This is a genomic window from Bradyrhizobium sp. USDA 4502, from assembly GCF_054063355.1.
Genome location: NZ_JBSSGF010000001.1, coordinates 3,497,911 through 3,523,862, shown reverse-complemented (window position 1 = coordinate 3,523,862; position 25,952 = coordinate 3,497,911). Strand labels below are relative to the sequence as shown.

Here is a 25,952-nt window from a genome sequence, read left to right as displayed (position 1 = left end):
AATTGTAGGATTATCGAAAGATGGAGGAGCGTCAAGCCCGAACCGCCTTCGCCGCGTTGTCGCAGGAAACGCGGCTGCGGATCGTGCGGCTGCTGGTCCAGGCGGGTCCCGAGGGGATGGCCGCGGGGGCGATTGCGGAGGCGGTCGAGGTGTCGCCATCCAACGTGTCGTTCCATCTGAAGGACCTCGAGCACGCCGGCATGATCGTGCCGCGCCGCGAGGCGCGCTCGATCATCTACTCGGCGGATTTCACCGGTTTGCGTGACCTCATCGCCTTCCTGATGAAGGATTGCTGCGCGGGCCACCCGGAGATCTGCGCGCCGGCGCTCGCCGCCGCCCAGTGCAAGCCTTCCACCAGCAAGAAGAAGGCGCGTGCGTGATGCGCGATTTCGATCTGCCACGGCGCCTTGTGGCGGAATGTCTCGGCACGTTGCTTCTGGTCGCGACCGTCGTCGGCTCCGGCATCATGGCAGAAACCCTGACCAAGGACGTGGCCCTGGCGCTGCTCGGCAATACGCTGCCGACCGGTGCCATCCTGGTGGTGCTGATCACGATCCTTGGACCGATATCCGGCGCGCATTTCAATCCGGCGGTGACGCTGGTGTTCACGCTCAAGGGCGAGCTCCGCCCGCCGCACGCCGCGCAGTACGTCGCGGCGCAGGTGCTCGGGGGAGTCCTGGGTGCGATGATCGCGCATGCCATGTTCGGCCTGCCGCTCCTGGAGTTCTCCGCCAAGGCGAGGACCGGGTTCCCGCAGTGGTTTGCGGAATTCGTTGCCGCGTTCGGACTGGTTGCAACGATCATCGGTGGCGTGCGGTTTCGCGAGGCCGCTATCCCATGGCTGGTCGGGCTCTACATCACCGCCGCCTACTGGTTCACCGCCTCCACGTCTTTCGCCAACCCAGCCGTTGCCATCGCGCGATCATTCACCGATACGTTTTCCGGTATCCGCGCGCAGGACCTGCCGGGATTCATCGTCGCCGAGATTCTGGGGGCGATGGCCGCGCTGGCGCTGATGACGTGGCTCCTGCGGCAGAGCGAAACGAAGATGGAAGCAATCCGATGACGATCACGATTTACCACAATCCCGCTTGCGGGACGTCGCGCAACGCGCTGGCCATGATCCGCCAAAGCGGGGAGGAGCCGGAGATCGTCGAGTATCTCAAGACGCCGCCCGCGCGCGACACGCTGATCTCCCTGATCAAGGCCATGGGCATGACGCCCCGCGCGCTGCTCCGCGAGAAAGGCACGCCTTATGCAGCGCTCGACCTTGCCAATCCGAAATGGAGCGACGACGAGTTGATCGATTTCATGATCGCGCATCCGATCCTGATCAATCGGCCGATCGTGGTCTCGCCGAACGGCGTGAAACTGTGCCGGCCGTCCGAGGTCGTGCTTGACCTTCTCGCCACGGACATTGGCCAGTTCGTCAAGGAAGACGGAGAAGTGGTTCCGTCCAGGACGCCGGGTGCGCGCGCCGGATGAGCCGCCGTGCAGACAACGTCCTGATTGTTGCGCTCGGGACCACGCAAACCCTTGCCTGGGCGTCGAGCTATTATCTGCCTGCCATCCTCGCGGACTCGATCGCGCGGGACCTCGGCATCTCGACGAACTGGCTGTTCGCCGCGTTCTCGATGGCGCTCGTGATCTCCGGGCTGCTCGGTCCGCGCGTCGGCCGCCAGATCGACCGGATGGGCGGACGCGAAGTGCTCTGCGCGTCCAACCTCATCCTGGCGTCCGGTCTGATCCTGCTCGGGCTGTCGCAGGGCGGCGTGCTGATGGCGGTGAGCTGGCTGTTGCTCGGCGTCGGCATGGGTCTTGGCCTGTATGATGCAGCCTTCGCGGCGCTCGGGCGCATCTACGGCAACGCCGCCCGTCGCTCCATCACCGGCATTACCCTGATCGCGGGCTTTGCCAGCACGATCGGCTGGCCGCTGAGTGCGTGGGGGCTCGCAACCATCGGCTGGCGCTGGACCTGCTTCGGCTGGGCCGCTGCGCACATCCTGATCTGCTTGCCGCTCAACGGCCTCCTGATCCCCGGGCTAAAGCGGGAGCATCGGATCGCGGCCGACACGCCGAAGCCGCACATTGCCATCGATCGCGCGATGGTGTTGCTCGCCTTTGCCTTCGCCGCCGCCTGGAGCGTGACGTCGGCGATGGCGGTTCATCTGCCGCGAATTCTGGAGTCGCTCGGTGCGACGCCGGCGCAGGCGATCGCGGCGGGCGCACTGATCGGCCCGGCGCAGGTGGCGGCACGCATTGTCGAAGCGAGCCTGCTGAAGCGCTTCCATCCGCTCTGGTCAGCGCGCCTGGCCTGCATCACACATCCCTTGGGCGCCTGCGTCATCGGTCTGTTCGGCGGTGGCTTCGCGGGGGTGTTCGCGCTGTTGCACGGTGCCGGAAACGGCATCCTGACCATCGCGCGCGGCACGCTGCCGCTGGCGATATTCGGTCCGAAGGATTACGGCTACCGCCTGGGACTGCTCGGCGCGCCGTCGCGACTGTCTCAAGCCCTCGCGCCCCTCATATTCGGATTCCTGATCTCGCCGCTCGGTGGCTACACGCTTGCGGTCACATCGGCTCTGAGCTTGGCCGCGCTTCTGGCGCTGTTCGCACTCAAGGCCGGGCCGAAGACCCCCTCGCGGTAGCATCACGCCCCTTCATCCGCCGAACCGTGTCGATGAACGCCTTGATGATCGGGGAATGACCGCGCCCGCTGTGATGGGCGATGCTGTACTGGGTCTTGATGGTGCGGTCGCTGATCTCCAGCGCGCGCAGGTTGGGATGCGGCACGAATTCGAAGTCGGCGACGACGCTGATGCCGAGGCCGCGCTCGACCGCCTTCCACACGCCCTCGCGGCTCTCGATCTCGAACACCGGCTCGATCCTGATGCCCTCGGCCTGCATCGTCGCCTCGAACGCGCGCCGCGTGGTCGAGCCGCGCTCGCGCAGCACGATAGGCTGGTCGGCCAGCTCGCGCAGCCTGACCGATTTGCGTTTGAACCAGGGATGGTCGCGGTTGACGAACACGATCACGCGGTGCGTGCGGTAGGGGATCATGGTGACGCGCGGATCCTCCGGCACCTCCGCCAGGATCGCGACGTCGGCCTCGAAGTCGACGATGTGGCGGAAGGTGCGTTCGGAATTGCCGAGCAGGGTCGAGATCTGCACCTCCGGATGATCGCGCTTGAACGCCGCGATGATTTCGGTGGCATGAAACGGTCCGACGGTCGCGACCCGCAGATGGCCCTTGGTCGCCTTGCCGTGCGCGGCCAGGAGGTCGTGGGCCTCGTCGCAGAACGTCATGATGCCGCGGGTGATCTCGAACAGCGCGGCGCCGGCCTCGGTGAGTTCGGTATGCCGCGGCTTCCGGATCAAAAGCTCGACGCCGTAGCTCTCCTCCAGCTCCTTGACCTGGATGGTCAATGTCGGCTGGCCGACGTTGAGCACGCGCGAGGCCGCGGTGAAGCCACCATGGGCGGCGACCGCATGGAAGGCGCGCAGCTGGCTGAACACTATTGACATAATCAATAGAACGCATCCGTAGAATGAATTTGTCAATAGCAGCCGGCGCCGTACCTTCGCGCCAAACGGAGGACGCGCTGATGGACTGGACTTATTCCAACCCGGTGAGGATCGAATTCGGAGCCGGCAGCTTCGACAAGCTGCCGGGACTGATCGGCAAGCGCGCCTACGCGCTCGTGACCTATGGCGAGCCGGTCTTCGACGAGCTGGAGCGGCGGCTACGCGCCGCGGCGGGACCGTCGGTCCTGACCATCCGCGACGTCGCGCCCAATCCGGACTACCGCCTGCTCACCGAACAGACCGCGCGCTTTGCCGGGCTCGCGAGGCAGCCCGAGGTGATCGTCGCGCTCGGCGGCGGCTCGGTGATCGACTCCGCCAAGGTGTTCGCGGCCGCCGGCGGTGACTTCGCGACCGTCAAAACCTATCTGGAGACACAGCAGGGCGCCGAGCGCCTCGCGGCGATCCCGATCATCGCGGTGCCGACCACTGCCGGCACCGGCAGCGAGGTGACCTGCTGGGGCACCGTTTGGGACGGGGCCAACGGCAAGAAATACTCGTTGGCGCGTCCGTCGCTTTATCCGACCCACGCGGTGATCGATCCGTGCCTGATGCTCGGCAAGCCGCAACTCCTCACCATCAGCACCGGGCTCGACGCGCTGTCGCATGCGCTGGAGAGCATCTGGAACGTCAACAACAACCCGGTGTCGGCCAACCACGCCGTGGCCGCGGCGCGCAGCATCCTCGACGTGCTGCCGAAGCTCGCCAATGACCTCGGCAATCTCGAGCTGCGCAGCCGCATGGCGCAGGCGGCATTGTTCGCAGGCCTTGCGTTCTCCAACACCAAGACTGCGATCGCGCATTCGCTGTCCTATCCGATCACGCTGCGGCACGGCGTGCAGCACGGCATCGCCTGCTCGTTCTCGCTGCCGATGGTGCTGCGCAGCGTCAAAGGGGCAGGCGGGCTCTGCGAGGACAGCTTGAGGCAGATCTTCGGCGCCGACCTCTCGCGCGCGGCCGACGATCTCGAGGACTTCATGGCGCGGCTCGGCATCTCCTGCAATCCGGCCGCCTACAGGATCGAGCGCGCCGAATGGCACGCGCTGATCGCGGACTCGCTGGAGGGCGAGCGCGGCCGCAACTTCTTAGGGTCGAAGGAACGGCTGATCGAGGCAGCGCAGACGCAGCGGATGCCGAGCGCGGTGAACGCGTGACGGCGGCGCAGTGACAAGGAGAGGTATCATGCAAGACAATCGCAAGACAATCACCGTCAACGGGCGCCGTTACGACGCGCCGACGCGGCCGACGGTCGTGATCTGCCTCGACGGCTCGGAGCCTGGCTATATCGAGCGGGCGATCGAGGCCGGCGTCGCGCCGACCTTCGCGCGCTTCATGAAGGAGGGCGCGCATGTCCATGCCGCCAGCGTGATCCCGAGCTTCACCAATCCGAACAACCTCTCGATCATCACCGGACGGCCGCCCGCGGTGCATGGCATCGCCGGCAACTACTTCTATGACACGGCGAACAACGCCGAAGTCATGATGAACGATCCGAAGTTCCTGCGCGCACCGACCATCCTCGCCGGTGTCCACGACGCCGGCTACAAGGTCGCCGCCGTCACCGCCAAGGACAAGCTGCGCACCTTGCTTGCGTACGGTCTGGACTATTCCAGCGGCCGCGCCATCGCGTTCTCGTCGGAGAAGGCCGACCAGGCCACCAAGGCCGCCAACGGCATCGATGATGTGCTCGATTTCGTCGGCCTGCCGCTGCCCGAGGTCTACTCCGCCGATCTGTCGCGCTTCGTGTTCGCGGCCGGCGTCAAGCTGGTCGAGCGCTACCGTCCCGATCTGATGTACCTGTCGACCACCGACTACATCCAGCACAAGGTCGGGCTCGGCACCAAGATCGCCAACGACTTCTACGCGATGATCGACGGCTATCTCGCGAAGCTCGATGCGCTCGGCTGCAACATCGTGGCGACCGCCGACCACGGCATGAACGACAAGTTCCTGCCCGACGGCAAGCCCGACGTGATCTACCTCCAGGACGTCATGGACGACTGGACGGGTACGGGTGCCGCACGCGTGATCCTGCCGATCACCGATCCCTATGTCGCCCATCACGGCTCGCTCGGCTCGTTCGCGACGATCTACACGCCGGAGGGCGCCAACGTCGACACGCTGCTGTCGCGGCTGCGTGCGACGGGAGGCATCGAGGTCGCGCTGACGCGCAACGAGGCCTGCGCCAGGTTCGAGCTGCCGCCGGACCGGATCGGCGACATCGTCGTGATCTCGACCAGGCACAAGGTGCTCGGCACCAGCGAGGCGCGTCACGATCTGTCGGGCCTGACCGAGCCGCTGCGCTCGCATGGCGGACTGACCGAGGAGCGGGTGCCGCTGATCGCCAACCGCAAGATCGCGCTGCCCGCCGGCCACGCCCTGCGCAACTTCGACGCCTTCGACGTCGCGCTCAACCGCATCCAGTGACGCATTCGGACCCCAAGGACAGTGCCATGAACATCCAGAGCCCGGCCGTTCGCCATGAGCAGATGCGCATCGCGGGCATCCTCGTCGACACCGACGAGCATGTCGAGGTTTTCAGTCCCTACACCAACAAGGTGGTGGGCACGGTGCCGGCGGCGCGGCCGGAGCATGTGCGCAGCGCCTTCGCCAAGGCGGCCGCGTTCAAGCCGAAGCTGACGCGCTACGAGCGCCAGCGCATCCTGCTGCGCACCGCCGAGATCCTGGCCGGGCGCAAGGAGGAATTCGCGCGGTTGATCACCGCCGAGTCCGGCCTGTGCTGGAAGGATTCGCTCTACGAGGCCGGGCGCGCCTATGACGTCTATTCGTTTGCCGGCCAGCTCGCGATCAAGGACGACGGCGAGACGTTCTCCTGCGACATCAGCCCGCAGGGCAAGGCGCGCAAGATCTTCACGACGCGCACCCCGCTGCTCGGCGCGATCTCGGCGATCACACCGTTCAACCATCCGCTCAACATGGTGAGCCACAAGATCGCGCCGGCGATCGCGACCAACAACCGCGTGGTGCTGAAGCCGACCGAGCTGACGCCGCTGACCGCGCTCGCGCTCGCCGACGTGCTCTACGAAGCCGGGCTGCCGCCGGAGATGCTGTCGGTGGTGACCGGCAATCCGCATTCGATGGGCGATGCGATGATCACCGATCCGGACGCCGATCTCGTGACCTTCACCGGCTCGGTCAGGGTCGGCAAGCACATCGCCGCCAAGGCGGGCTACAAGCGCCTGGTGCTCGAGCTCGGCGGCAACGATCCCCTGATCGTGATGGAGGACGCCGACCTCGACAAGGCGGCCGAGCTCGCGGTCACCGGCGCCACCAAGAATTCCGGCCAGCGTTGCACGGCGGTGAAGCGCATCCTCTGCGTCGAGGCGGTCGCCGACGATTTCGCCGCGCTGGTGCTGAAGAAGGCGCGCAAGCTGAAATGCGGCGACCCGATGGACCCGATGGTCGACGTCGGCACCGTGATCCATGAGGGCGCGGCGAAGGAATTCGAGCGCCGCGTCAACGCCGCCGTCGCTGACGGCGCCGAGCTGCTGCACGGCAACGCTCGTGACGGCGCGCTCTATCCGCCGACCGTGGTGGACCGGATTCCTTACACCAGCGAGCTGGTGATGCAGGAGACCTTCGGACCTGTGATCCCGATCATCCGCGTGCCCAACGACATCGACAGCGTGATCCGGATCTCGAACGCGACCGCGTTCGGCCTGTCGTCTGGCGTCTGCACCAACCGGCTCGACTACATCACGCGGTTCGTCAATGAGCTCGACGTCGGCACCGTCAACGTCTGGGAAGTGCCGGGCTACCGGATCGAGATGTCACCGTTCGGCGGGATCAAGGATTCCGGCCTTGGCTACAAGGAAGGCGTGCAGGAGGCGATCAAGAGCTTCACCAACGTCAAGACCTACTCGCTGCCCTGGCCGGTCTAGAGCAGCGCGTTCGACGAGGACCGCACGCGGACAACAAGAACAACGCGGCGGCCGACTGCAATCACCAATCAATCAGGGGAGGCCTTAATGTCGATCACGTTCAGTCCGTCGGGCGTCGGCTCGGTCGGAGTCCAGAATCCGGAGCTTGCGACATCGTTCCGCCGCGCGCAGTGGCGGATGCTGTTCGCGGCGATGTTCTGCTATCTGTTCTTCTACACCGGGCGGCAAACCTTCGGCTTCGCCATTCCCGGCATCCAGGCCGAGTTCGGCGTCACCAAGGAGGCGCTGGGCTGGGCCAGCGCGGCGCTGCTCTGGTGCTACGCGGTCGGGCAGGCGATCAACGGCAATCTCGGCGACAAGTTCGGCGGCCGGCGCGTGATGAGCGCCGGCGCGATCCTCTCCTTCATCATGAACTGGGCCACCAGCCTCTCGACCGGGATCGTCAGCCTCACCGCGTTCTGGGGCATCAACGGCTATTTCCAGTCGATGGGATGGGCGCCGGGCAGCCGGCTGCTGTCGAACTGGTGGGGCCGCCACGAGCGCGGCACGGTCTACGGACTCTATACATTCGCGGCCGGTCTCGCCTCGGTGCTGTCGTTCGTCACCTCGCTGGTCGTGGTCGGCTACTTCCAGCTCGACTGGCGCTGGATCTTCCGTATCCCGGTCGTGCTGCTGCTGCTCGGCGGCATCGCGTTCTATCTGATCGCGCGCGAGAAGCCCGAGGACATGGGCTTTGCCTCGCCGCATGACGAGGCCGACGATGTCACCTCTGCGGAAACTGCGGTCAGCGCCAATGAGGGCTCGCTGGCGCGCTACAAGGCGGTGCTGTCGAACTGGCGCCTTTTGGTCGCCGGCGTCGCGATCGGCTTCCAGAACGCGGCGCGTTACGGCCTCTTGGTGTGGGTGCCCGTCCACTTCCTCGGCGGCAACTGGGCCAAGGCCGGCGCCGCCTCGGTGATCGATCCGCGCTGGATCAGCATCGCGCTGCCGGTCGGCATGCGCGTTCAGCAATGGCTGGGTCTCGGACAAGGTGTTCGGCTCGCGCCGCTACCTCGCCATCGTGCTCTACATGGCGCTCGCCGCGGTCACCTCGCTGTGCATGTACGCGATCCCGACCTCGGACATCGTTCTCGGGATGACCGTGCTGTTCCTGTGCGGGTTCTTCACCTACGGCCCGCAATCCTCGTTCTGGGCGCTATGCCCGGATCTGGTCGGCCACAAGCGGGCAGGGACCGCGACCGGGGTGATGAACTTCTTCGCCTATCTGTTCGCAGGTCTCGGCGAGCCGATGATCGGCCACTTCATGGACAAGCATAACCAGACGTCGCTGGTGTTCCTGGTGGTCGCCGTCTGCGCGACCTCCAGCGCGGTGGTGGCGGCCTTCATCCGTCGCTAGCTCACTCACTGCGTCCCGGGCAACGGCCCCGGGGCGCCGCTGTCCGTGCCTTCGTAGCCCGGATGAGCGAAGCGATATCCGGGGCTGGTTTTGTCCCCGCATGTCGCTTCGCTCATGCGGGCTAGGCTCGTTTTTGCAGTGAGCAGAGCACCGAGGCGGGCGATTGTTGCAGCGGCGACGCCGGGCCAATTCCCTGCAATCGCCTGCCTCGTGCGGCTGACCTGACGCCCAATTCCTGATCATCGGCTGCTCAATTGAAGCGCAAGATTGATAAAATATCGACTTATATCAATAAGATAAACTAAATTGTATGCAGAATACAAAATGTGCTTTTCCCGTTTGCCGCCTTGAAGCAGACTTCACGCAGGGCAGGAGAGGCCAGCGACCGTCAAGGACGAGGGGCGCGGCAGGGCAAAACAATCTGTCGGGAGGAGCAAGCAATGAGCGATCAGGTGTCCACCATCGCAATGGCAGATACGGCAAAGCCTTCAGGCGTGCGCTGGAAGATTTTCCTGCTGATGCTGTTCCTGATCTCGATCAACTATATCGATCGCGCCTCGCTCTCGGTCGCGATGCCGGTCATCGCCAAGGAGTTCGATATCGATCCGGCGATGCAGGGCCTGATCCTGAGCTCGTTCTTCTGGACCTATGCGCTGATGCAGGTGCCGGGCGGCATGCTCGCCGATCGCTTCAAGCCGCGTATCGTGATCGCGCTCGCGACGCTGTTCTGGGGCTTCTTCCAGGCGCTGGCGGCGCTGTCCACCAGCTGGATGCTGCTGCTGCTGACCCGGCTCGGGCTCGGCGCGTCGGAAGCGCCGATCTATCCGGCCGGCGGCAAGCTCAACGCGATCTGGATGACGCAGACCGAGCGCGGCCGCGGCGCCACCTTGCTGGACGGCGGCGCGCCGCTTGGTGCGGCGCTCGGCTCGATCGTGATCGCCTGGTTGATGGCGGCGTTCAGCTCCTGGCGCGTCGCCTTCGTCATCGCCGGCGTCGGCACCATGCTGTGCGGGCTGTGGGCCTGGTACTACATCCGCAACGTGCCGCGCGAGCATCCGTCGGTCAATGAAGCCGAGGCGCGCTATCTCGAGGAGGCGCACGCGATCGAGGATGCGGCGACGCCGCCGTCTTCGGGCGCAAGCTGGATGGCGTATTTCCGGTTTCGCTCGGTGTGGTGCATGTGCCTCGGCTGGATGTTCTTCAACACCACGTTCTACGGGCTGCTGACCTGGATGCCGACCTACCTGTTCAAGGTGCACGGCTTCGACATCAAGGCGCTGGGCGGCGCGTCCTTCATCATCTTCTTCGCAGGCTTCGTCGGCGAACTGGTCGGCGGCTGGATCGGCGATAACTGGCGGGAGCGGGGCGGGTCGCCCAACACCGTGTTCCGCACGCTGTTCGGCATCGCGGCGATCATGGCGACGGTGTCGATCTTCCTCGTCGCCTACGTCACCAACGCGGTTGCGGTCGTGGTGCTGCTGTCGACGACGCTGTTCTTCTTGCGCTGGTGCGGCATGTACTGGGCGATTCCGTCGGCGCTGGCGGGCCGCGGCAAGTCCGGCTTCCTCGGCGGCTGCATGAATCTCGGCGGCAACATCGCCGGCATCACGACGCCGCTGATCGTCGGCTTCATCGTGCAGGCCACCGGCTCCTATTTCCTGGCCCTGATGTATTTCGCCGCCGCGGGCATTGCGCTGTTGATCTGCTCGACCCTGATCGATTACAGCCGCAAGCTCCCGGTCTAAAACGGATGCGGCCGAATCCGCCAAGGATTCGCCCGCTTGATGAGGCTCACCAATGACACGTCCCGTCCGGCTCGGCATGCTGACGCCGTCGTCGAATACCGCGCTCGAGCCGATCACCTGCGCGATGCTATCGGGCGTCGACGACGTCTCGGCGCATTTCTCGCGCTTCAAGGTGACCGAGATCGCGCTGTCGGAGCAGGCGCTGCGCCAGTTCGACGCCAGCGAGATTCTTCGCGCGGCCGAGCTGCTGGCGCATGCCAAGGTCGACGTCATCGCCTGGAATGGCACCTCGGCAAGCTGGCTCGGTTTCGACCGCGACGAGAGCCTGTGCGAAGAGATCACGGCGGCAACGGGTATCAAGGCCTGTACCACGGTGCTGGCCTATCGCGACGTGTTGCGGCGGATCGGCGCCAGCCGCATCGGGCTGGTGACGCCGTATCGCAAGGACGTGCAGGAGCGGATCGTCGCCAACTGGAATTCGCAAGGGCTGCACTGTTTTGCCGAGCGGCATCTGTCGCTGCAGGACAATTTCTCCTTTGCCGAGGTCAGCGAGGCCGAGGTCGCGCGGCTGATCGAGGAGGTGGTGCGCGAGGGCTGCGATGCCGCCGTCGTGCTCTGTACCAACATGCGCGGCGCCGGCGCGGCCGAGCGGCTGGAGCGCGGATTTGGCGTCCCGGTGCTGGATTCGATTGCGGTGACGCTGTGGGCATGCCTTGCCGCGGCCGGCTGCGATCCGTCGCGCGTGCAGGGCTGGGGCAGCCTGTTCTCGAACCCCGATCTGCGCGCGGCCGCCGCGATCCACGTGGGAGGGCGCGATCTCCAATCATGACAGTGAAGGCAAGCGGTGACTGAACCCAAGGCGACCAGACGTAACAAGGAACCCAAGCGCGCGATGACCGCGCTGCAACGGCGCCGCCTGCGTGTGCCGCGGGTCGGGCTACACGAGCAGGCTGCGGCGCGGCTGCGCACCATGATCGTGCGCGGCGAGCTGGCGCCGGGGCAATCGCTGGGGGAGGCGGACCTGTCCGACGCGCTCGGCGTCTCGCGCACGCCGCTGCGCGAGGCGCTGAAGCAATTGGCGAGCGAGGGCCTGGTCGAGCTGCGGCTCAACCACAGCGCCGTGGTGGCGCCGTTCCGCCGTGCCGAACTCGCCGAACTGTTCGAGGCCGTCAGCGGCATCGAACGCTGCGCCGCCGAGCTCGCCGCGCTGCGCATGGAGCCGGACGACTTCGAACGGCTCGCGGCGCTGCAGGACAAGATCGAATGGCATCACGGCCGCGGCGAGCTGCGCGATTATTTTCAAGTTAATCAGCAGATCCATTCGGCGATCGTCGGCTTCGCCCGCAATGCCGTGTTGAAGGCGACGCACGAGGCGCTGCTGGCGCGGGCCGAGCGGGCGCGCTTCTTCGCGCTGTCGGTGCTCGGCCGCTGGGATGAATCGGTGCAAGAGCATCAGGAGATTTTGTCGGCGCTGAAGGCGCGTGATGCGGCCCGGGCCGGACAGATACTGGCCCACCACGTGCGCCGCACTGGCGAGATCGTCGCCGAGACGCTGGATGCCAAGGCAATGAACGACAAGGCGGACGACGCCGCGGCACCGGAGGCACCGGCAAGGCCGCGCGGCCGCAAGACGAGGAACGTTGCGCCATGAAGATCCTGCTGCTCAATCCCAACACGACGGCTGATGTGACGGATCTGCTCCATGCCGCCGGCAGCAAGGCGGCATCCGCCGGCACCGAGCTCGTGCCGCTCACCGCCGCGCGCGGCGTGCCTTATATCGCGACCCGCGCCGAGGCCCAGATCGGTGGTGCGATCGCGCTGGAGATGCTGGCCGAAGCCGGCCCCGGCGTCGATGCCGCTGTCATCGCGGCGTTCGGCGATCCCGGCCTGTTCGGCGCGCGTGAGCTGTTCGCCTTCCCCGTCGTGGGATTGGCCGAAGCTGCGATGCTCACGGCCTGCATGCTCGGCCGCCGGTTTGGTATCGTCACCTTCGCCGGCGCGCTGGCGCCCTGGTACGAGGAATGCGTCGCCATGCACGGGCTGAGCTCGCGCTGCGCCGGCATTCGCACGCTTGACGGTCATTTCCAGTCGATCTCGCAGGTGCAGGCCGAGAAGGAGGAGCTGCTGGTCGCGCTCGCCAACCGTGCGGTCGATCAGGACAACGCCGACGTCGTCATTCTGTCGGGCGCACCGCTTGCCGGACTCGCGGCAAAAGTCCGCGACCGCATTCCGGTGCCGGTGGTCGATCCGGTCGCGGCGGCGGTGCGGCAGGCGGAGACGCTCGCCGTGCTCAAGCCGCGCAAGGCGGTGGCCGGCACCTTCCGCCGTCCCGATCCGAAGCCGACGCGCGGGCTGGCCGAGCCACTCGCCGCAATCATCGAACACCGCTCACCGAAGGAGGGAACAAACTGATGTCCTTCGACACCATTATCCGCGGCGGCACCGTGGTGACCGCGGCCGACACCTTCGCCTGCGACGTCGGTATCCGTGGCGGCAAGATCACGGCGCTCGGCCATGATCTCGGCGATGCAGCCACGATCATCGACGCCACCGACCGCCTGGTGCTGCCCGGCGGCATCGACAGCCATGTCCACTTCGCCCAGCCGTCCGGTGACGGCATCGTAATGGCCGACGGTTTTGCCAGCGGCACGCGATCGGCGGCCTTCGGCGGCAACACCACCGTGCTGCCGTTCTGTCTGCAGGAGAAGGGCCAGACCCTGCGCGAGGCGCTGAAGCATTACCATTCGCTGGCCGAAGGCGAGTGCCATGTCGACGTCGCCTTCCATCTCATCCTCACCGATCCGACCGAGCATGTGCTGGGCCAGGAGCTGCCGGCCCTGGTCGAGGACGGCTACACCTCGCTCAAGGTCTTCATGACCTATGAGGGCCTCGCGCTGTCGGACCGCGAGCTGCTCGAGACCATGTCGGTCGCGCGCGAGACCGGCGCCATGCTGATGGTGCATGCGGAGAATTTCGACGCCATCCGCTTCCTGACCGACCGGCTCGAACGGACCGGTAACACCGCGCCGCGCTTCCATGCGACCTCGCGGCCGATCCCGGTCGAGCGCGAGGCCACCCATCGCGCGATCTCGCTGTCCGAGCTCGTCGACGTGCCGATCATGATCGTGCATGTCTCGAACCGCGAGGCGATGGACGAAATCCGGCGCGCGCAGCAAAGGGGCTTGCGGGTCATGGGCGAGACCTGTCCGCAATACCTCATGCTGACCGAAAAGGATCTCGATCAGCTCAACATGGAAGGCGCAAAATACGTCTGCTCGCCGCCGCCGCGCGACGTCGCCAGCCAGCAGGCCTGTTGGGAAGGGCTGCAGCAGAAGGTGTTTTCGGTGTTCTCGTCGGACCATTGTCCGTTCCGTTACGACGACCCGCAGGGCAAGCTTGCGCCGAAGGGACGTACCAGCTTCCGCTGGGTGCCGAACGGAATCCCGGGTGTGGCGACGCGGCTGCCGATCCTGTTCTCCGAAGGCGTGGTGAAGGGACGGATCGACCTCAACAGCTTTGTCACCTTCAGCGCCACCAACCACGCCAAGATCTACGGCCTCTATCCGCGCAAGGGCACCATCGCGGTCGGCTCGGATGCCGACATCGCGCTGTGGGACCCGAAGCGCAAGGTCACGATTCGCCACGAGTTGATCCACGACGGCGCGGACTACACGCCCTATGAGGGGCTCGAGGTCACGGGCTGGCCGGTGCTGACCATGGTGCGCGGTAAGGTCGTCGTCGATAACGGTACGCTCATCGGCGGCAAGGAGCACGGCACCTATCTGCCGCGCGCCAAGCCGCTGAAGGCCGCGACCATTCCGTAACGCGACCAATCCGTAACAAGCAAAGAGAGAAGGCAGGAGATCAACATGCCCTATGCTGTGACAGACGACGGAGTGCGGCTCTATTTCGAGGAGACCGGATCGGGGCATCCGGTGATCCTGGTTCACGAGTTCGCCGGCGACCTGCGCAGCTACGAGCCGCAGATGCGGCACTTCGGCAAGCGCTTCCGGACCATCGCCTACAATGCGCGCGGCTTTCCGCCGTCGGATGTACCGGAGCAGGTCTCGTCCTATTCGCAGGCGCGCGCCGCTGACGATATCCTGGCCGTGCTCGATCACATCGGCGCGCCGAAGGCGCATATCGTTGGTCTGTCGATGGGCGGCTTTGCGACGCTGCATTTCGGATTACGTCACCCTGATCGGGCGCTGTCGCTATGCATCGGTGGCTGCGGCTACGGCGCCGAGCTCGATAAGCGCGAGACGTTTCGCGCCGAGGCCGACGTGATCGCGGGCATGATCCGCAAGGAGGGCATTCCGACCTTCGCCGAGCGCTACGCCTACGGGCCGACCCGCGTGCAGTACGAGAACAAGGACCCGCGCGGCCATGCCGAGTTCAAGGCCATGCTGGCCGAGCATTCGGCGGTGGGATCGGCCAACACCCAGCAGGGCGTACAGAAGGAGCGCCCTTCGCTCTACACGCTGGTCGACGAGATGAAGCGGATCAAGGTGCCGACGCTGATCATCACCGGCGACGAGGATTGGCCTTGCCTGCTGCCGGGCATCCTGATGAAGCAGAGCATCCCGTCGGCCGCGCTCGCGGTGATGCCGAACTGCGGCCACGCCATCAACATCGAGGAGCCCGACGAATACAACCGGATCGTCGGCGAATTCCTGGCGCAGGTCGAGAGCGGCCGCTGGCCGCAGCGCGATCCGCGCGCGGTCAGTGCTTCGATCACGGGAATGAAGGGGTAGGCTTCACGCCGAGTTGAATCGCGGCCTTCATCCGCCACCAGACCAAGCATCCGCGCTTTTCGGGACACATCCCCGGAAGGCGCGGATTTTTTTCGGGCGTGAGCAAGTCGCGACAGCCGGCGGTGCACAACCTGTTCGCATGATTGCTGACTGCTGCAGTCATCTCCAACGCGATCCGTTCAATTCCATGTCTTGTGACCGAAACCGCGTCCACAGATAGCCGATCGCGTGAGACGGAAGAGGAGGGCGTCTGTCATGCGCGCAAAGATTGGTCCCCCGATATCTGCAACCGATGCGGACATGAGCGCGCATCATCGTTCGTCGCATTCATTCGACCGACACAGCGCTGTCATCGGTGGTGGATAACTTGTCGCAGGTCGACGTCATAAATCCTTAAAAATAAAAAGGGGCACTACGGTGAAAGCCAAATTTCTTTCGACGGTCGGAGTCTGTCTGGTTGCTGCCGCTGCGGTGATGTGCAGCGCCGCCGCTCAGGACGACAACAAGGGCAATAACGGCCACGATCATCATCCGCACGACATCCACACCCAAACGCCGATCAAGCATCTCGTCGTCATCTTCAACGAGAACCGCTCGTTCGATCACTACTTCGCAACCTACCCGGTTGCGACCAACCCGACCGGCTCCATTCCGTTCACGGCGAAGCCGCATACGCCGAAGGTCAACAATCTCGCCAGCGCCAATCTGTTGACCAATAACCCGAACACCAATCCGGCCAACGGCACCGGCGCAACCAATCCGTTCCGCCTCGACCGCACCCAGGCCAACACCAAGTCGCAGAACCACGCCTATACGCCCGAGCAGCAGGCGGTCGACAACGGCAAGGAAGACCTGTTTCCGAAATTCACCGGTCGCGGCAGCGCCGGCGGCGTCGGCGCGTTCGGCACCAACGGGCAGGTGATGGGCTATTTCGACGGCAACACCGTCACCGCGTTCTGGAATTACGCCCAGAACTTCGCGATGAGCGACAACAGCTGGACCGACACCTTTGGTCCGTCGACGCCCGGCGCGCTCGAGGTCGTGTCCGGCCAGACCAACGGCGCGCAGAACATCGTCGGCTCGTCATCGTCGATCGCCGACGGCCAGGGCGGCCTGACGCTCATCGGTGATACCGACCCTGCCTACGATGCCTGCTCGAGCACGACGAGCCAGGTCTTGATGACCAGCAAGAACATCGGCGACCTGCTCAATGCCGAGCAGATCAGCTGGGGCAGCTTCATGGGCGGCTTCGACCTGACGCTCAAGAACAGCAACGGCACCACCAACTGCGGCCGCAGCACGTTCTCGAGCAACGTCAACGGCACCGTCGTGGACTACATCCCGCACCACGCCTGGTTCCAGTACTACAAGTCGACCGCGAACCCGACCCATGCGCGACCGAGCTCGGTGAATGCGGTCGGACACTCCTATATGCCCGGCAGCAAGACGCTCGATCCGGCCAATCATGCCTACGATCTCGAGGACTTCTATGCTTCGGTGAAGGCCGGCAACTTCCCGGCCGTCTCCTACATCAAGATGCCGGCCTATCAGGACGGTCATCCTGGCAACTCCGATCCGCTCGATGAGCAGGCCGGCAATGTCGAGCTGATCAACTTCCTGCAGAAGCAGAAGGAGTGGGGCGAGACCGCCGTCATCATCACCTATGACGACTCCGACGGCTGGTACGACCACCAGTACCTTGCACCGATCAGCGCCTCGTATGATCCCACCGCCGACCAGGTCAACGGTCCCGGCCAGTGCGGTCGCGGTATCGGCAGGCAGACGCCGCCGAACGGCCTCAACGGCCAGCCGGTAAACGGCCGCTGCGGTCCCGGTACGCGTGTCCCGTTCCTGGTGATCTCGCCCTTCGCCAAGCGGAATTACGTCAGCCACACCCGCATCTCGCAGGCCTCCGTCGTTCGCTTCATCGAGGACAACTGGCTGCACGGCCAGCGTCTCGGCGGCGGCTCGTTCGACGACAACGTCGAATCGATCGCCGACATGTTCGACTTCGAGCGCGGCCACGGCCAGGACCACGAGTACCGGCAGGACACGCTGTTTCTCGATCCGACCGCCGGCACCGTCATCGTCAGCGCGCCGGACGATCACCATCACCACTAACGCCCTTCGGTTCTGATCCAATCAGAACCGAAGCTCTGCCCTGACGCGTTCTGCTCGCGCGAACTGGTCTCCAGTTCGCGCGAAAACGCTTAACGACACTGGATCTGATATGAATGGCCGCACCTTGTGGCTTCTCGGCGCCGGCCTGCTGTGCATGGCCGGCGCCGTTGCGGCCGTCGAGACGCAGGGACTTCCGGGGACCAATCCGAACCCGGTGCAGCTCAGGCGTCCGCCTGTTGCTCCGCTGTCCGCCATGGCGCAGCTCGGCCAGAAGATTTTTTTCGACGCGTCGCTGTCCTCGTCGGGCGCATTGTCATGCGCGTCCTGTCACAGTCCGGACCACGCCTACGGGCCACCCAATGATGGGCCGGTGATGCTCGGCGGGCCCGCGCAATCCCGGCAAGGGACACGCGCCGTGCCGGGCCTGACCTATCTCGAGCGGCAGCCGAATTTCAGCATCGGGCCGGAAAAGGACGAAGACGACAATGTCGTCGACTTCGCGCAACGGGCCGCGCTCGGCCAGCAGGCTCCGCGCGCCAAGAAGGTCGCGACCGGGACTGCCGCGTCGGCGGTCAACATCGTGCCGCAGGGCGGACTGTTCTGGGACGGCCGCGCCGATACGCTGCAGGACCAGGCGATCTTCCCGCTGCTCGATCCCAACGAGATGGACGGCGGCAGCATCGAAATCGTGGCGCAGAAGCTGCGCCAGGCGAGCTACGCGCCGCGCTTCGCCGAGCTGTTCGGCGCCGGTGTCTTCGACAATACGCGGCTGCTGGTCGCGGAGGCGATGTTTGCCGTCGCGCGCTATCAGGTGGAGGAGCCGAGCTTCCATCCCTACACCAGCAAGTTCGACTACTGGCTGGAGGGCAGGGCGCGATTGAACGAGAGCGAATTGCGCGGCCTGCAATTGTTCAATGATCCGGACAAGGCCAATTGCGGCGGCTGCCATACGTCGCAGCCGACCCGGGACGATCTGCCGCCGCTGTTCACCGATCACCAATATGAGGCGCTCGGTGCGCCGCGCAACGCCGCGCTCGCCGGCAACCGCGATCCCGATCATTTCGATCTCGGGGTCTGCGGTCCGTACCGCACCGACATTGCCGAGCAGACGCAATATTGCGGGATGTTTCTGACGCCGACCTTGCGCAACACGGCAACGCGTCGCGTGTTCTTCCACAACGGTGTCTTCACGAGCCTCGAGCAGGTGCTCGACTTCTATAACTTCCGCGATACCAATCCGGAGAAGGTCTTTCCGCGCAGCGCCGACGGCACGGTGCGCAAGTACGATGACCTGCCGGAGAAATATCACGGCAATGTCGACGTCAGCGATCCGCCGTTCGAGCGCCATCTCGGCGACACGCCCGCGATGACGGCGCAGGACGAGGCCGACATTGTCGCCTTCCTGAAGACGTTGACCGACGGCTACCAGCCGGAGCGGTGAACGTTCCATCGCGGAACCGAACTGCGAGTTGGCAGGGCCTCGTCATGCGCGCATAATGAGCGCATGAATGTCGTCGAAGGCAACGGTGCCAGGATCCCGGCAATCGGGCTCGGCACATGGGAGCTGCGCGGGCGGACCTGCGCCCGCATCGTCGAGCAGGCGTTGCGGCTCGGCTATCGCCACATCGACACCGCCCAGATCTATGACAATGAGCGCGAAGTCGGCGAGGGGCTGCGTGCCTCCGGCATCAAGCGCGACGACGTGTTCGTCACCACCAAGGTCTGGACCACGCATTTCATGGCGAAGGATCTCGAACGGTCGGCGAAGGAGAGCCTGGCGCGGCTGCGCCTAACCGAGGTCGATCTGTTGTTGCTGCACTGGCCCAATGCACAGGTGCCGCTTGCCGAGACGCTCGGCGCGCTGGCGCGGGTCAGGCAGGCGGGCCTGGCGCGGCATATCGGTGTCTCGAATTTCAACGTGGCGCTGATCGAGGAGGCGGTGGCGGCATGTCCCGAGCCGCTGGCGTGCGACCAGGTCGAGTACCATCCCTATCTCGACCAGGCCAATGTGATCGAGGCCTGTCGACGCCACGGCATGGCGTTCGTTGCCTACAGCCCGATCGCGAAGGGACGGGTCAAGGGCGACCGCGCGCTGGCGCGGATCGGCGACCGCTATCGCAAGACCGCTGCCCAGGTCAGCCTGCGCTGGCTGGTGCAGCAGAATGTCTCCGCGATCCCGCGTACCTCGAAGCTCGAACGTCTTCAGGAGAACATCGACATCTTCGATTTCGAACTGTCGGTTGACGACATGCGCGAGATCTCGGCGATCGGGAGCGCTGACGCGCGATGATGAGCCCCGCGATGCATGGGTCTTTGCCTGAGCATCAAGTCTTGGAAAGCATCAAGTTTTGGAAAAATGGCTGGGTCCTGATCCGGATCATGCTAATGCCCCGCTGGCCGATTGCGGCTTTGGACCGAATGGGGATTGAGGCAGGCGGGTTCCGGCCGGTATTGTAGCCCGGCGGGGAGAGACGTCACTGATGTGATCGAGTGGGATGAAGTTTCGGCCAAACGCGGATCTGATGGCGTCGGTGTTCGTGCACCTGATGCTGCTCGCGCTGATTTTCCTTTATTCGGAGGTCCATCAATTCGATCCCGTTGCCGCTGACACGGTGCCGGTCGAGATCGTGACGCCGCAGGAGGTCGCCAAGTCCGAGGTCGAGACCAAGCCCGAACCGGCACCGAGCCCGTCGCCGACGCCCGAGTTGCAGTTGCCGTCGCTCGATAAGCCGGTGGATTCGGCCAAGCCCGAACCATCGGCGCAGGCGCCCGCGCCGCAGAAGCAGCAGGCCGCGCCGCAGCCGCCGGAGAAGCAGGCGACGCCGCCGGCGCCCAAGCCCAGCCCGGCACCGCAACGTGCCGCGGCCGAGCCGCCGCCCACGCCGGCACAGCAAACGCCACCGATGCCCCAGCCAGCGGCGCAGCAACAGGCGGCAGCGTCGCCGCCTGCCTATGCGCAGCCCGAGCCTGATCTTTCGGTCAAATACAACGTCATGCTCGGCCTGCCGCCCGATATCTCCGTGAAACCGCCAGCCAGCGCGCCGTCCGGCCCCGGACCCGGCAAGGACAATTTCGACGCGGCCGCCACCGAGCAGGCCGATGTCGGCTCGAGCGTGGTTGCCGAATTCCGCCGTCACCTGAAGACCTGCCTGAAGCTCCCGCCGACGCTGAGCGCGGGCGACGACGTGAAGATCAAGCTCAGGGTGTTCATGAAGCCTGACGGCAAGCTCGCCGCGTCACCCTTGCTGATCGAAGCCACCGCCTCGGAAAAGGGGCCGCTGTTGCTGAAGAGCGCGACCGATGCGCTGCAGGCCTGCCAGCCCTATGCGATGCTGCCGCGGGATCGCTATGGCGAATGGAAGGTGCTCGACCTCGATTTCAGCCCGCGCGATTTCGCGTCGTAGACCAGGGACGAGCGGCGCACTCGGCCTCGCCCCGCGTGCGGGGAGAGGCCGGATTGCATCGCCAGATGCAATCCGGGTGAGGGGGAGTCTCCGCGAACGCGTCTCTCTCCGTCGATGCGGAAACAGCCCCTCACCCCAACCCTCTCCCCGTAAGAACGGGGAGAGGGAGCGCAGCACGGCCTCGACCGTCGCGTCAGCTTCCCATCGCCTGCCAGGCATTCGAGGCGAACTGCCGGCGCCAGATCACGATCACGACGGCGGCTGTCGTGACGAACAGCACCCAGGGGCTGACGAACCAGCCGAGATAACCGAGGGCGAAGAAAAACGCGCGCTGGCCGCGGTTGAAGTGCCGGCCCGCCGTCTCGAACAGCCGCGTGGTGCGGATCACATGGGCCTCGGCCTCCGGCGTATCGCGCTGGTCGGCCGGCGGCATCGCGCCGAACAGGATCGCCACATAGTTGAACAGGCGATAGGCCCAGGCGAATTTGAAGAAGGTGTAGATGAAGATCAGGATCAGCCCGATGCACTTGACCTCCCACAAAGCGGGCGAGGGCGTGAGGTTGACCGGCAGCGCGCCGAGCACGGCGAGCGCGTCATTGGTGGCACGCAAGAGCGCCAGCCCGCCGCCGATGGCGATCAGGCTGGTGGAGGCAAAGAACGCGGTGCCGTTCTGCAGGCTCGCCATGATCTGCATGTCGACCATCCGTGCGTCGCGGTTGAGCAGATTCCGCACCCAGATCTCGCGATAGACGTGCATCCGCGCCGACAGGCTGTCGCGTCCATACGCGGTGTGCTCCAGCGTGATGGCGTAGACCAGCCATTCCAGCGCAAAGAAGCCGACGGCCAGGATGTCGGTCCAATAGCCGGTCATGTTGCCTTCCTTCGTGAGCGCGCGGCTGACTGTCCGCGCCGGGCCGCATCCGCGTCATGTACAGGTTGAACGCGTGCAATGCACTATGGCAAACTACCGAGGCAACAGGATTCCCGGACATGCTCAAGCTCGTCATCGGCAACAAGAACTATTCGTCATGGTCGATGCGGCCCTGGCTGGCGTTGCGCGCCAACAACATCCCGTTCGAAGAGGTCTTCATTCCGCTCTACACGGACCAGGTCGACAAGGACCGCATCCTATCTTTCAGCAAGGCCGGCAAGGTGCCGACGCTGATCGATGGCGACGTCACGGTGTGGGATTCGCTGGCGATCATCGAATATCTCGCCGAGAGATTTCCCGAGGCGAAGCTCTGGCCTGCGGATCGCGCCGCGCGCGCGCATGCCCGCGCGATCTCGGCGGAGATGCATTCCGGCTTCATGCCGCTGCGCAACGAATGCGGCATGAACCTGCACCGGCCGATCCGCGCCGTTGCGCTCTCCGATGATGCGCGCGCCAACGTGGCGCGGATCCAGGAGATCTGGGCCGAGTGCCATGCGCGCTACGGCAAGCAGGGTCCGTTCCTGTTCGGCGCATTCTCCGCGGCCGATGCGATGTACGCGCCCGTGGTGCATCGCTTCCGCACCTACGCGATCCCGGTGAAGGCCGAAGTGCAGCACTATGTCGATGCCATGATGCAGCTTCCGGCGTTCCAGGAATGGACCCGCGACGGCGTTGCCGAGACGCTGCGGATCGCCCGATTCGAGGATGTCTGACGGTTGCTGCGCTTCCGAATTGTGACAGCGGTCGCAAAGATCGCGGCTTGACGCCGCGGGGCCGAAGGCGTCGAATCCCGGAAGGCTGGTTTTGCAAGTCGTGAAAGGACTTAGACCATGGGCATTCTCGATTCCCTGGAGAATTCGCCGGAGCTGAAAGGCATGCTTGGCCAGCTTGGCGCGGCGGTGATCCCCGTCGTGCTCGGCGAGGTCCTGGGCAATGGCGGGCAGGGCGGCTTGTCCGCGATCGTCGCCAAGCTCGAGCAGGCCGGGCTCGGCGAGCAGGTCAAATCCTGGATCGGTACCGGTAAGAACCTGCCGATCACCGCTGAGCAGCTCCAGCAGGTGCTCGGCAGCGACACGGTCAAGCAGCTCGCCGCCAGGTTCAACATTCCGGTGGACCAGCTGTCCAAGGTGCTCGCCCAACAACTTCCGGCTGCGGTCGACGGCGCGAGCCCGGGCGGCAAGCTGCCGCAGACCGCTTGAGCCGGTGGAATCAGGGTTCCAACCGGGCTCGGTGGGCAATTTCCGGCTGGCACGCAAATTGCTGCCTATCGCCCTGAAAAACCTGCAAAATCGCACCTTCGCTATGCCCCAATCTTGCTGGATTTGGGGAGGTGCGATGTGCTAGCTTGCCGCAGGGTTCTCAAAATGCCGGCCTGAGCTATCGGGACTGTCAGCTCAGCCAGCAATCTCTAAGAAAATGGAGAGGGCGTTGAAGCATAAGTACTCGATTGGCGAGACCGTCTATTTCACGGCCAGCAACGTGGCGCGCCCCGCCGCGAGCGGCACCTATCAAGTGATCCGTCTGCTGCCGACCGACGGTGATGATTGCCAATATCGCATCAAGAGCTCGACCGAAGCTTTCGAACGGGTGGCCAAGGAGAGTCAGCTCGCGCTGTCCTGAAGGAGTTGTGCGCAAGCCGGAGGCTGGAGCGGGTTCCGCGCCGCCGCCGTCAAAAGGCCCTGTTCGCAGAACCATTGTGCTGAAGGTTGGACGTCGGGGTGGCGGCGTTCGCCGTCGCCGATTGTGCTTACGCTGCGTTGAGGGACATCGCGCATGAACTGGGCTTCCTCGCTGGATCAGATCTGGCGCTCACCGACCTTCCCGATGTGGCTGACGCTGGCCGCTGCGGGGTTCTTTGGGATCGTCGTTCTGGTCACGCTGCTGCGTGCGGAAAAATCCGTCGCCAACGGCGCGCTGACCGTGATCACGCTGCTGTCGATCGCGGTTGCGGTCGCCGCGACGATCCGTGGCTTCGGCCCGGGCGGGCAGGCGGCGCCGGCCGAGACACGGACGGCGCAACTGGCCAGCCAGACGGTGCCGGCGCTGGCCTGCGTCGACGACCTCGCCGGAGACGCCGTTCTCAACGCCTGCGAGAAGGTGCTGTTCGGTTCATCGGATACGGCCGCGGCGGCGGTCAGCTATGCGGCGGCGCAGGTCTCGCGCCTGACCGCGCTGGGCGACCTCGCGACCGCCGAGCGCAATTCGACCACCGAGTTGCAGGCGCTGCGCCGCGCCATCGAGCATGACCGCTACGGCCTGGTCGCCTATGCGCTGATGGCGCGCGACCACTGCACGCCGACCGCGTGCCCCGCGTTCCGCTCGCTCGGCGACAACCATCAGATCATCGCCAACATGAACGAGCGGACCTACGAGAACCTGATCACGCGCTACGCAGGGTCGTGGAACGCGCCGGCCGGCGCCCAGGCATCGGCTGCCTCCGGCCTGGTCGCGGCGCTGCCGCAGTCGTTGCCCACCGGCAAGCCGACCAATGCGGAGTTTCCGAGCTCAGCGAACACGCCGCCGGTCAGCATCATGACGCCCGAGCCGGCAAAGCCGGCCGCCGCCGCACCAGCGCCGGCCGCGCGCGCCGCCGCGCCGCCCGTCGCAGCCCCGAAGCGTCCGCCGGCGGCGAAGCGCCCGGTCCAGATCGCGCCGGCCCCGGCCGCGCCGGCGTCGCCTCCTGCCGCCGCCAGCGCACCGGCGGCTGCGAACGAGCAATGAGCGTGATGACGGCGGCTTGAGCCGCCGTCGTTGCGCTGTTCCGGCTTCGTTTGGCTCGAAAAGCGCTCTAGTCCCGATATCCACCGCCGCGGAGAGCGCTCCCTTTTCAAAGCGCTCGCCGGCCGCTACATCCGGCGCATGCCGCTTCATCTCATCAAGCTCGCCGTCGGTTGCGACTCCGTCAAGGAACTCAAGGGCTGGGTTGCCGAACGGATGGCGACCGCGAAGAAAAAGGGCCTGCCGCTCCGTCACGTCCACATCACGCGGATGACGCCGAAGCGCGAGGAGGAGATCCTTGCCGGCGGCTCGCTCTATTGGGTGATCCGCGGCGAGATCGCCGCGCGCGAGAAGATCATCGCCATCGAGCCGTTCCGCGACAAGGACGGCATCGGACGCTGCCGGCTGGTGATGCAGCCCAAGGTGATCGCGGTCTCGCCGCGGCCGATGCGGCCGTTCCAGGGCTGGCGCTACCTGACCGCAGACTCCGCGCCGGCCGATCTCACCAAGTCGAGCGCCGCCAGCGTGGCATCGATGCCCGAGCCGATGCGCCGCGAGTTGCGCGACCTCGGCTTGCTGTAAGCAATCGGGTTGCTCTGAGCAATCGAACGGCAGTGATCCGGGATCACTGGGTCACGAGATGCAGCCGAGCCCATTCTGAGGCCGGGACCTCGACATAATGGCCACCCGCCCTGTCGGCGGTGACGTCGAACAGTTCATGGCCGATCCCCATCTCGCTGAGATATCTCCGGAACTGATCGGTGAAGATTGTGGTAAGGCTTTCGCGGTGCTCGGCAGAGACGTTGGGTGCAAGCCGGTCGTAGATCTGCATCCTTGCGGTCAGGATGACGCGGTTGCCGGGCGGCAGGTTACGATGCACGCCGCCCGCAAGCATCAATACACATGCAAGCTCGCAGGGCACACCGGAGAGCTTTTCCTTCGCATCCAGCGGGCCGCCAGGCCGCTTCAGTGCAAAGCATTCCTCCTCGGGTTTTCCGTTGCATGCCTCGACCTCGGTTGCCGCCACCGCCGCATCGATGCCGCGACCGCGCAGGATGCGACCGAGGCTGGCAGCGACGGTGAGGTCGGAGCCCGGTTTGACATTGATCACCACCGGCAGCTTGCGTCCGTTCTGCCGGTCGAGGATCGCTAGCAGGCGCTTGTAGGTGTCCCATTGCACCGCGCCTTCGGCCGCGATCCAGTCCGAGCAGCCGGGGCCGCAGGCATCAGGCGCACCATGCGCGACGTAGAAGATCATGGCGCCGGGCGCCGAATTGACGCCGCCGACCGGCGGCCGGGTCTGTGCCTGCGCCCCAGCCGCGGCCAGCAGCGCGATGCCAAGAACAATGCCTTGCCTGAAGTAATGGTTCATTCCGATCGCCCTTGAAAGGCGCGATCA

The 25,952-nt window shown here is 65.4% G+C and carries 25 protein-coding genes and 2 pseudogenes; 24 read left to right on the top strand and 3 right to left on the bottom strand.

Annotated elements, in window-relative coordinates:
• Positions 1 to 20 precede the first annotated feature (20 nt).
• The 4 genes from ACVW1B_RS16250 to ACVW1B_RS16235 are packed head-to-tail and all read left to right on the top strand — an operon-like array spanning position 21 to position 2,648.
• On the top strand, positions 21 to 380 hold the full coding sequence (locus tag ACVW1B_RS16250) for an ArsR/SmtB family transcription factor (protein WP_057020839.1): 360 nt from the start codon (positions 21 to 23) through the stop codon (positions 378 to 380).
• A complete protein-coding gene (locus ACVW1B_RS16245) occupies positions 380 to 1,066 on the top strand; it encodes an aquaporin (RefSeq protein WP_456823037.1) in 687 nt (228 codons plus the stop codon). The genes ACVW1B_RS16250 and ACVW1B_RS16245 overlap by 1 nt, the downstream gene beginning before the upstream one ends.
• Positions 1,063 to 1,485, top strand: coding sequence for an arsenate reductase (glutaredoxin) (gene arsC / locus ACVW1B_RS16240; RefSeq protein WP_253608315.1), 423 nt, complete (start codon positions 1,063 to 1,065; stop codon positions 1,483 to 1,485). Before ACVW1B_RS16245 ends, arsC begins: the two co-directional genes overlap by 4 nt.
• A complete protein-coding gene (locus ACVW1B_RS16235; RefSeq protein ID WP_253608316.1) occupies positions 1,482 to 2,648 on the top strand; it encodes an MFS transporter in 1,167 nt (388 codons plus the stop codon). Before arsC ends, ACVW1B_RS16235 begins: the two co-directional genes overlap by 4 nt.
• Here the strand turns inward: ACVW1B_RS16235 and ACVW1B_RS16230 are convergent.
• A complete protein-coding gene (locus tag ACVW1B_RS16230; protein ID WP_253609994.1) occupies positions 2,617 to 3,525 on the bottom strand; it encodes a LysR substrate-binding domain-containing protein in 909 nt (302 codons plus the stop codon). The two genes, ACVW1B_RS16235 and ACVW1B_RS16230, sit on opposite strands and share 32 nt — an antisense overlap.
• An 80-nt stretch (positions 3,526 to 3,605) precedes the next feature.
• Here ACVW1B_RS16230 and psrA point away from each other — a divergent pair, with 80 nt between their 5' ends.
• The 15 genes and pseudogenes from psrA (at position 3,606) to ACVW1B_RS16155 (ending at position 20,904) form a co-directional block, all read left to right on the top strand.
• Positions 3,606 to 4,736: an iron-containing alcohol dehydrogenase PsrA gene (gene psrA / locus ACVW1B_RS16225; protein ID WP_456821787.1), complete on the top strand. Its 1,131-nt coding sequence runs from the start codon at positions 3,606 to 3,608 to the stop codon at positions 4,734 to 4,736.
• A 25-nt stretch (positions 4,737 to 4,761) separates the two neighbouring features.
• Positions 4,762 to 6,009: a phosphonoacetate hydrolase gene (gene phnA, locus ACVW1B_RS16220; protein WP_375166701.1), complete on the top strand. Its 1,248-nt coding sequence runs from the start codon at positions 4,762 to 4,764 to the stop codon at positions 6,007 to 6,009.
• Positions 6,010 to 6,035: 26 nt separating this feature from the next.
• The gene (phnY, locus tag ACVW1B_RS16215; protein WP_456821786.1) at positions 6,036 to 7,484 is read left to right on the top strand and encodes a phosphonoacetaldehyde dehydrogenase; all 1,449 of its coding nucleotides are present in this window, start codon (positions 6,036 to 6,038) and stop codon (positions 7,482 to 7,484) included.
• An 87-nt stretch (positions 7,485 to 7,571) separates the two neighbouring features.
• Positions 7,572 to 8,348, top strand: a pseudogene (locus ACVW1B_RS16210) (MFS transporter); the annotation flags it as partial.
• A 166-nt stretch (positions 8,349 to 8,514) separates the two neighbouring features.
• Positions 8,515 to 8,706 (top strand): annotated as a pseudogene (locus tag ACVW1B_RS16205) (MFS transporter); the annotation flags it as partial.
• A gap of 614 nt (positions 8,707 to 9,320) precedes the next feature.
• A complete protein-coding gene (locus ACVW1B_RS16200; RefSeq protein ID WP_028336433.1) occupies positions 9,321 to 10,625 on the top strand; it encodes an MFS transporter in 1,305 nt (434 codons plus the stop codon).
• Positions 10,626 to 10,677: 52 nt separating this feature from the next.
• A complete protein-coding gene (locus ACVW1B_RS16195; protein WP_076834556.1) occupies positions 10,678 to 11,454 on the top strand; it encodes a maleate cis-trans isomerase family protein in 777 nt (258 codons plus the stop codon).
• 63 nt (positions 11,455 to 11,517) lie between these two features.
• Positions 11,518 to 12,276 carry a GntR family transcriptional regulator gene (locus ACVW1B_RS16190; protein ID WP_057020880.1) on the top strand — a complete coding sequence of 253 codons (759 nt, stop codon included), beginning with the start codon at positions 11,518 to 11,520 and terminating at the stop codon, positions 12,274 to 12,276.
• Entirely contained in the window at positions 12,273 to 13,037 is a 765-nt protein-coding gene (locus ACVW1B_RS16185; RefSeq protein ID WP_253608321.1) for an aspartate/glutamate racemase family protein, read from the top strand. Before ACVW1B_RS16190 ends, ACVW1B_RS16185 begins: the two co-directional genes overlap by 4 nt.
• Positions 13,037 to 14,449 carry a dihydropyrimidinase gene (hydA, locus tag ACVW1B_RS16180; RefSeq protein WP_253608322.1) on the top strand — a complete coding sequence of 471 codons (1,413 nt, stop codon included), beginning with the start codon at positions 13,037 to 13,039 and terminating at the stop codon, positions 14,447 to 14,449. Before ACVW1B_RS16185 ends, hydA begins: the two co-directional genes overlap by 1 nt.
• Positions 14,450 to 14,494: 45 nt before the next feature.
• The gene (locus ACVW1B_RS16175; protein ID WP_253608323.1) at positions 14,495 to 15,379 is read left to right on the top strand and encodes an alpha/beta fold hydrolase; all 885 of its coding nucleotides are present in this window, start codon (positions 14,495 to 14,497) and stop codon (positions 15,377 to 15,379) included.
• A 474-nt stretch (positions 15,380 to 15,853) separates the two neighbouring features.
• A complete protein-coding gene (locus ACVW1B_RS16170; protein WP_456823036.1) occupies positions 15,854 to 17,500 on the top strand; it encodes a phospholipase C in 1,647 nt (548 codons plus the stop codon).
• A 109-nt stretch (positions 17,501 to 17,609) separates the two neighbouring features.
• Positions 17,610 to 18,941, top strand: a complete 1,332-nt coding sequence (locus ACVW1B_RS16165; RefSeq protein ID WP_456821785.1) for a cytochrome-c peroxidase — start codon at positions 17,610 to 17,612, stop codon at positions 18,939 to 18,941.
• Positions 18,942 to 19,004: 63 nt separating this feature from the next.
• Entirely contained in the window at positions 19,005 to 19,790 is a 786-nt protein-coding gene (locus tag ACVW1B_RS16160) for an aldo/keto reductase (protein WP_310880562.1), read from the top strand.
• 205 nt (positions 19,791 to 19,995) lie between these two features.
• Positions 19,996 to 20,904 carry a hypothetical protein gene (locus ACVW1B_RS16155; protein ID WP_253608327.1) on the top strand — a complete coding sequence of 303 codons (909 nt, stop codon included), beginning with the start codon at positions 19,996 to 19,998 and terminating at the stop codon, positions 20,902 to 20,904.
• Positions 20,905 to 21,097: 193 nt separating this feature from the next.
• On the opposite strand, the gene ACVW1B_RS16150 is transcribed toward ACVW1B_RS16155, so the two are convergent.
• Positions 21,098 to 21,775 carry a DUF599 domain-containing protein gene (locus ACVW1B_RS16150; protein ID WP_076834541.1) on the bottom strand — a complete coding sequence of 226 codons (678 nt, stop codon included), beginning with the start codon at positions 21,773 to 21,775 and terminating at the stop codon, positions 21,098 to 21,100.
• A 119-nt stretch (positions 21,776 to 21,894) separates the two neighbouring features.
• Here ACVW1B_RS16150 and ACVW1B_RS16145 point away from each other — a divergent pair, with 119 nt between their 5' ends.
• The 5 genes from ACVW1B_RS16145 (at position 21,895) to ACVW1B_RS16125 (ending at position 25,135) form a co-directional block, all read left to right on the top strand.
• Positions 21,895 to 22,548 (top strand): glutathione S-transferase N-terminal domain-containing protein, encoded by a 654-nt coding sequence (locus tag ACVW1B_RS16145; protein ID WP_456821784.1) that lies wholly within the window; start codon positions 21,895 to 21,897, stop codon positions 22,546 to 22,548.
• 117 nt (positions 22,549 to 22,665) lie between these two features.
• Complete coding sequence (locus ACVW1B_RS16140; protein WP_253608329.1) at positions 22,666 to 23,034, top strand: YidB family protein; 369 nt, start codon at positions 22,666 to 22,668, stop codon at positions 23,032 to 23,034.
• A 217-nt stretch (positions 23,035 to 23,251) separates the two neighbouring features.
• Complete coding sequence (locus ACVW1B_RS16135) at positions 23,252 to 23,455, top strand: hypothetical protein (protein ID WP_018272021.1); 204 nt, start codon at positions 23,252 to 23,254, stop codon at positions 23,453 to 23,455.
• A 153-nt stretch (positions 23,456 to 23,608) separates the two neighbouring features.
• Positions 23,609 to 24,556, top strand: a complete 948-nt coding sequence (locus ACVW1B_RS16130) for a hypothetical protein (RefSeq protein ID WP_456821783.1) — start codon at positions 23,609 to 23,611, stop codon at positions 24,554 to 24,556.
• Positions 24,557 to 24,694: 138 nt separating this feature from the next.
• Positions 24,695 to 25,135 carry a DUF1489 family protein gene (locus ACVW1B_RS16125; protein ID WP_028336418.1) on the top strand — a complete coding sequence of 147 codons (441 nt, stop codon included), beginning with the start codon at positions 24,695 to 24,697 and terminating at the stop codon, positions 25,133 to 25,135.
• A 43-nt stretch (positions 25,136 to 25,178) separates the two neighbouring features.
• On the opposite strand, the gene ACVW1B_RS16120 is transcribed toward ACVW1B_RS16125, so the two are convergent.
• Positions 25,179 to 25,925, bottom strand: coding sequence for a hypothetical protein (locus ACVW1B_RS16120; RefSeq protein ID WP_456821782.1), 747 nt, complete (start codon positions 25,923 to 25,925; stop codon positions 25,179 to 25,181).
• Positions 25,926 to 25,952: the final 27 nt, after the last annotated feature.